Source organism: Streptomyces sp. NPDC059909 (assembly GCF_042730885.1).
In the GTDB taxonomy this organism is placed as follows: Bacteria; Actinomycetota; Actinomycetes; order Streptomycetales; family Streptomycetaceae; genus Streptomyces.
The window spans coordinates 90,648-97,100 of sequence record NZ_JBHWKX010000028.1; the positions used below are offsets into that span (position 1 = coordinate 90,648).

General features: G+C 72.7%; 5 protein-coding genes. All 5 read left to right on the forward strand.

What is annotated here, in order from left to right:
* Nucleotides 1-184: 184 nt before the first annotated feature.
* The gene (locus ACFV9O_RS20395) at nt 185-1,966 is read left to right on the forward strand and encodes a DUF3492 domain-containing protein (protein ID WP_385419843.1); all 1,782 of its coding nucleotides are present in this window, start codon (nt 185-187) and stop codon (nt 1,964-1,966) included.
* On the forward strand, nt 1,959-3,242 hold the full coding sequence (locus ACFV9O_RS20400; protein WP_385419845.1) for a hypothetical protein: 1,284 nt from the start codon (nt 1,959-1,961) through the stop codon (nt 3,240-3,242). Before ACFV9O_RS20395 ends, ACFV9O_RS20400 begins: the two co-directional genes overlap by 8 nt.
* Nucleotides 3,243-3,403: 161 nt before the next feature.
* A complete protein-coding gene (locus tag ACFV9O_RS20405) occupies nt 3,404-4,375 on the forward strand; it encodes an NAD-dependent epimerase/dehydratase family protein (protein WP_385419847.1) in 972 nt (323 codons plus the stop codon).
* On the forward strand, nt 4,363-5,121 hold the full coding sequence (locus ACFV9O_RS20410) for a spherulation-specific family 4 protein (protein ID WP_385419848.1): 759 nt from the start codon (nt 4,363-4,365) through the stop codon (nt 5,119-5,121). The genes ACFV9O_RS20405 and ACFV9O_RS20410 overlap by 13 nt, the downstream gene beginning before the upstream one ends.
* Nucleotides 5,122-5,184: 63 nt before the next feature.
* On the forward strand, nt 5,185-6,363 hold the full coding sequence (moeZ, locus tag ACFV9O_RS20415; RefSeq protein ID WP_385419850.1) for an adenylyltransferase/sulfurtransferase MoeZ: 1,179 nt from the start codon (nt 5,185-5,187) through the stop codon (nt 6,361-6,363).
* Nucleotides 6,364-6,453: the final 90 nt, after the last annotated feature.

Here is a 6,453-nt window from a genome sequence, read left to right on the forward strand (position 1 = left end):
GCGAGGAGGAAACGCCAATACAGAAATAGGCACCACGAGCCGGGCCCCGTCCCCCCCCCCCCCCCCGCCCCCCCCCCCCCCCCCCCCCCCCCCCCCCCCCACCGGCGTATCCGCATAACGTCGTCCCGCCGCGAGCCGCCGGACCAGAGGCGGCCCGCCCATAAGGGAGATCGGGGGTGCGCTCGTGCGGATCGGATTGCTTACGGATGGTGGTTATCCGTATGCGACGGGTGAGTCCAGGCTCTGGTGCGACCGGCTCGTGCGCGGGCTCGCGCAGCACGAATTCGACGTCTACGCGCTCAGCCGCAGCGCCCAGCAGGAGGACTGCGGCTGGATCGCGCTGCCGCCGCAGGTGCAGCGGGTGCGCACCGCGCCCGTCTGGGCTCCCGAGGACGACGGCCGCAGCCATGGGCGGCGTGAACGGAAGCGGTTCGCCGGGCACTTCAGGGAGCTGGCGGTGGCGGTGTGCGGCAGCGACGAGGGCCGCCTCGACCGGTTCGCCGACGGGCTGTACGGGCTCGCGGAGCTGGCGAGGGAGCACGGCGGGATGTACGCCGCCCTGCGCTCCGAACTCGCCGTGCGCATCGTGGAGTCCGCCTGCCGCGCGCCCGGCGCACGCCGCGCGCTGCACAGTGCGACGGTGCCCGACTACCTCGCTTTCGTGGACCAGTTGGAGCGCGCCCTGAGGCCGCTGTCACTCGACTGGTACGGGAGCGACTCGCTGGGCGCGGTCGACCTCTGCCATGCCGCGTCCGGCGGTTCCGCGGCGCTGCCCGGGCTGTTGGCCAAACGCTTCTTCGGAGTGCCGCTGCTGGTCACGGAGTACGGGGTGCAGCTGCGGGCGCACTATCTCGCGACGGGGGATGCGGGGTCCGGAGGCGCTTCCGGGTTCTCTGCCGCTCCAGGTTCGGCGGGGTCCGCCGGGTCGGCAGGGTCCGGCGGGTCGTCGGGGTCCTCCGGCTCGGGCGGCTCGGGCGGATCAGGCGGCTCGGGCGGCCCCTTCAGCGCCGGGGCCCGCGCCCTGCTGGCCGCGTTCCACGGGCTGCTGGCCGCCGAGATGTACCGACAGGCGTCCGTCATCACCCCGGGCAACACCCACGCCCGGCGCTGGCAGGAGAAGTGCGGCGCCGACCCCGCGCGGCTGCGCACGGTCTACCCCGGCATGGACGCCGACCGCTTCACGGCGGTGGGGGAGGGCGAGTGCGGTGGCGATCCGCACACGCTCGTCTGGGTCGGCCGCATCGAACCCTCCAAGGACCTGATCGCCCTCCTGCATGCCTTCTCCGAGGTGCGGAGGGAGGAACCGGACGCGCGGCTGCGGATCCTGGGCGCGCCGGCGCAGGGCCCCGAGGCCACCACGTATCTCGCGCACTGCCGGGCACTGGCCGCGCAGCTCTTCCCCGACGAGGCGGCCGACGCACACGCCGTCGGAGACAACCCCGTCTCCTTCGAGGAGATCGGCGGCCCCGAGGCCCCCGAACTGGCGGACGCCTACGCCGCCGGGGCCGTCGTCGTCCTGTCGAGCGTCCTCGAGGGCTTCCCCATCAGCCTCGTCGAAGCGATGTTCTGCGGGCGCGCCACGGTCTCCACGGACGTCGGCGCCGTCGTCGAAGTCATCGGCGGTACGGGCCTTGTGGTGCCCCCGCGCAATCCGCGGGCGCTCGCAGACGCCTGCCTCGCGCTGTTGCGCGACCCGGAGCGCCGTGAACGGCTCGGCGCCGCGGCGCGGGCACGGGCGCTCGAACTCTTCACCGTCGAGCAGAATCTCGCGGCATTTCGCGGCATTTACCTGGAGCTCCTCTCCCACAACCCGCGGGTACGCGACGACGACGCCGAGCCTCTTCCCTTCGCCACACCCGCCGAGGCGTACGTCCCGGGCCACTGGACCGGCGCCCGTTCCTCCCAGCCCGCCTGGGCGGACACTCCCCTGGCCGGCGCGGCCACCCCAGGAGCCCCCGATGCCTGACACCACCGCAGAAGCCGTCGAACCCGTCGAAACCGTGGAAACCGTCGAATCCGGTGAGACCACCGAGGCCGCCGGGACCGCCGAAGCGGCGAGGGCCACCGGGACCGCGAGGACCACCGGGACCGCCGAAGACTCTCGAGGCGACCCGGCTGCGGACCGGAAACGTAAGCCCGCCGGCGATCGCAAGCCGGCCGCTCTCCGGAAGCCCGCTCCGGCCCGGCGGGGGCCCGCCGATCCTGTGAAGGCGCTCATGCACCGGCACCGCGAGCTGTGCGAGCGTGCCGTCGACCCCCTGGAGATCGCCGCCGGGCTGGAGGCGCATGGAGTGACCGAGCGGACCGCCGTGAGGTTCCGGCACCGGGATGTGTTCTCGCTGGCCGAGGAGCTGTACGCGCGGGTGCCGCGCGGGGAGGCGGGCCCGCGACCCGCGGCGGATTCAGGGGCGGAGGCGCGAGCCGGCGTGCGTGCGCTGACCGTACGGGACGTGCTGCCCGCGCTGCTGCCGGGCGCCGTCGCCGTCCTTGCCGCGGTGGCGTTCCACTTCACGAGCGACGGGGCGCGGATCGGCGTCGGGGCTGCGGGGGCCCTGGGGCTCCTGGGAGCGCTCACGTACGGCCTGCGGCGCGGGCCCCTGCGCGTCGCGGGGCGCACGGTGCGGTTCGCGGGACTCTGGGTGGGCTGGCTGCTCGCCGACGCCGTGGCCGGCAGCGGCCTGCTGGAGCAGCTCGTCGACGGCGGTCCCCACGGACCCTGGCCGGTGACGCCCGGCCCGCTGGTGGGCCTCGCGCTCGCGGTCGCCCCCGCCGCCTGGATCGCCCAGCTGTTCTCCGTACAGGCGCGCCGCCGGCTCGGCACCAGCCGCGGACTGGAGGAGTTCGCCGCCGGGGTACGGCCCGTCCTGGTCGCCACCATCACGCTGTACGCCGCCGTCCTCACCGCAGTCCTGGCGCTCACCGGCCTGCTGGTGGCCGTGGACCTCGTGCCCGCCGTCGCCCTCGGTCTGCTGCTCTTCCTCGCCCGGCTGCTCACCGTGCACGGATTCCCCACGTCCGCCGCCACCGGTGTCGGCGCCGCCGCTGCGGTCGAAGTACTCGCCCTGGTCACCGTCGTCGGCGGCCGCCTCCCCGGCTGCGCCTTCCTGGCCCGGCCCGCCGAGGCCGCCGTCGAGGCCTGGGGGTCCGGCTCCGTACCGGCCCTCGCCTGCGGCACCGCCGCCCTGGGGCTGCTGGTCCACGCGACCGTCGCCCTCTCCCGGGCCTCGGCCCACAGCACATAACCCTCCACATCCCCACACCCCCCACGCACCCCGCGGAGCCGACGCCGCGGGCGTACTGAACGACCCATCGCGCAACACCCTGAGGAGAAGCACGACATGAACCCGTACCACCCAGCACCGGCCCCGGCCGGCACGGCCCGTCGGCGCCGAGGAGCCGCGCTATGAGGGTGCTACTGCTCGGAGCCAACGGCTTTCTCGGCCGTTTCGTCGCCGACCGGCTGCTCGCCGACCCGGCCGTGCACCTCACCGCCCTGGGGCGCGGCGACGACGCCGACGTACGGTTCGACCTCGCGGGCGGCAGCCCGGGCGCGCTCACCCGCTTCCTGGACGCCGTCCACCCCGGAGTCGTGATCAACTGCGCCGGAGCGACCCGCGGCGGCGCCCGCGACCTCACCCGGCACAACACCGTGGCCGTCGCCACCGTCTGCGAGGCCCTGCGCCGCAGCGGCTGCGACGCCCGCCTCGTCCAGCTCGGCTGCGCATCCGAGTACGGGCCCTCGCAGCCCGGATCGTCCACGGCCGAGGACGCGGTCCCGCGCCCCGGCGGCCCGTACGGCGTCTCCAAGCTCGCCGCGACCGAGCTGGTGCTCGGCTCCGGCCTGGACGCCGTCGTCCTGCGGGTCTTCTCGCCCGTCGGCCCCGGCACCCCCGCCGGATCCCCCCTCGGCCGGCTCGCCGAGGCGATGCGACGCGCCATGCAGTCCGGTGACGGCGAGCTGAAGCTCAGCGGCCTCGGTGTGCAGCGTGACTTCGTCGACGTACGGGACGTGGCGCGCGCCGTGCACGCCGCCTCGCTCTCCGCCGCGCAGGGTGTCGTCAACATCGGCACCGGCCGTGCCGTACGGCTCCGGGACGCCGCCGCCGTACTGGCCAGGGTCGCCGGATACGCGGGCGCGCTCCACGAGCTCGACACGCCCCCCGTCCGCCCCGGCCACGCCGCCATTGGTGCCCCTCGCGGTCCCGAGTCCCTCTCCGAACACCTCGGCGCCACCCCGTACCCGTACCCCGACGGCTGCGGCAGCTGGCAGCAGGCGGATGTACGCACCGCCCGCGACCGGCTCGGCTGGCGGCCGCGGATCAACCTGGAGGAGTCCCTCGCGGACATCTGGATGGAGGCGGCATGCCGCATCTGACGACGACAGAAGCCACGCTCTCCGCGACCGGTGCCGAGAGACTCGGCTTCGGTGTCCCTGGTTACGCCCACCCGCTGCTCGCCCCCGTCGAGTGGGCCGAGCTGACCCGCCCGGGCACCCCGCTCCACTGGGCCGTGCTCAACGTCGCGGACGGCGGCCCCGGCACCCGCCCCGACCCGCACTGTCTGGAGGCCGTCGGCAGGCTCACCAACGCCGGGATCCGGGTGCTGGGCCATCTCGACCTCGACCACGGCAGCCGGCCCTTCGGCGAGATCGTCTCCGACGCCCACCGCTACCTCGACTGGTACCGGGTCGGCGGCTTCCTGCTGGACCGCTGCCCCGTCGAGCGCGCGGACCTCGCCGGTGTGCGGCGCGTGACGGCCACGCTGGAGACCGTCCTCGACGACGGCCACCTGGTGCTGGGCCATGGCACGCACCCGTATCCGGGCTATGCGGAGGTCGCCGACCAGCTGGTGACGTTCTCCGGAGCCTGGGCCGACTACCGCTGGTCGCAGGTGGCGGAGTGGACCGCGAGCCATCCGCCCGAGCGGTTCGCCCACTTCGTGCACGGCGTGCCGCGGACGCACCTGGACGAGGCGATGCGGATCGCCCGCTGGCAGGGCGCGGGAACGATCTTCTTCACCGACCGGGTTGGCGACGGGTCCGGACAAAGCGGAGCATTCGACGCCTTGCCCGGCTACTGGGACGAAATCGTCTCGCGGATTGGACCGGGTGTCTCGGAATGAGGGGGCGCGTGGCAGTGTTACAGCGAGAACAACCGTACTGACGTAACCACCAACGGAGTCCCCGTGTCGCTGCCACCCCTGGTCGAGCCGGCTGCCGAGCTCACCGTAGACGAGGTCCGCAGGTACTCCCGCCACCTGATCATCCCGGATGTCGGGATGGACGGGCAGAAGCGGCTGAAGAACGCCAAGGTGCTCTGTGTGGGCGCCGGTGGCCTCGGCTCGCCGGCCCTGATGTACCTGGCCGCGGCCGGGGTGGGCACGCTCGGCATCGTGGAGTTCGACGAGGTCGACGAGTCGAACCTGCAGCGCCAGATCATCCACAGCCAGGCGGACATCGGCCGCTCCAAGGCCGAGTCCGCGCGTGACTCCGTCAAGGGCATCAACCCTTACGTCAACGTGGTCCTTCACGAAGAGCGGCTCGAGGCCGACAACGTGATGGACATCTTCAGCCAGTACGACCTCATCGTCGACGGCACGGACAACTTCGCCACCCGCTACCTGGTGAACGACGCGTGCGTGCTGCTGAACAAGCCGTACGTCTGGGGTTCGATCTACCGCTTCGATGGTCAGGCCTCCGTCTTCTGGTCCGAGCACGGCCCCTGCTACCGCTGCCTCTACCCCGAGCCCCCGCCGCCTGGCATGGTCCCCTCCTGCGCCGAGGGCGGCGTGCTGGGCGTGCTCTGCGCGTCCATCGGCTCCATCCAGGTCAACGAGGCCATCAAGCTGCTCGCGGGCATCGGCGAGCCGCTCGTCGGCCGACTGATGATCTACGACGCCCTGGAGATGCAGTACCGCCAGGTCAAGGTCCGCAAGGACCCGAACTGCGCGGTCTGCGGCGAGAACCCGACCGTCACCGAGCTCATCGACTACGAGGCCTTCTGCGGCGTCGTGTCGGAGGAGGCCCAGGAAGCGGCGCTCGGCTCGACGATCACTCCCAAGCAGCTCAAGGAGTGGATCGACGACGGCGAGAACATCGACATCATCGACGTCCGCGAGCCGAACGAGTACGAGATCGTCTCCATCCCCGGCGCGCGGCTGGTCCCGAAGAACGAGTTCCTGATGGGCAACGCCCTCCAGGACCTGCCGCAGGACAAGAAGATCGTCCTGCACTGCAAGACGGGTGTCCGTAGTGCGGAAGTCCTCGCCGTGCTCAAGTCCGCGGGCTTCGCGGACGCGGTGCACGTCGGCGGTGGCGTGATCGGCTGGGTCAACCAGATCGAGCCGCAGAAGCCGGTCTACTAGGCCCGTCTTTCGCAGGTGGGGAAACGAGTGTCCAGCCAGCGTGGGCGGGTTGGGTCGACGTCGAGTAGGTCGAGGAGTTGGGCTTGGATG

Coding starts and splice junctions, on each gene's coding strand:
- ACFV9O_RS20405 (WP_385419847.1), top strand. CDS start 3,404: ATGAGGGTGCTACTGCTCGGAGCCAACGGCTTTCTCGGCCGTTTCGTC.
- ACFV9O_RS20410 (WP_385419848.1), top strand. CDS start 4,363: ATGCCGCATCTGACGACGACAGAAGCCACGCTCTCCGCGACCGGTGCC.
- ACFV9O_RS20400 (WP_385419845.1), top strand. CDS start 1,959: ATGCCTGACACCACCGCAGAAGCCGTCGAACCCGTCGAAACCGTGGAA.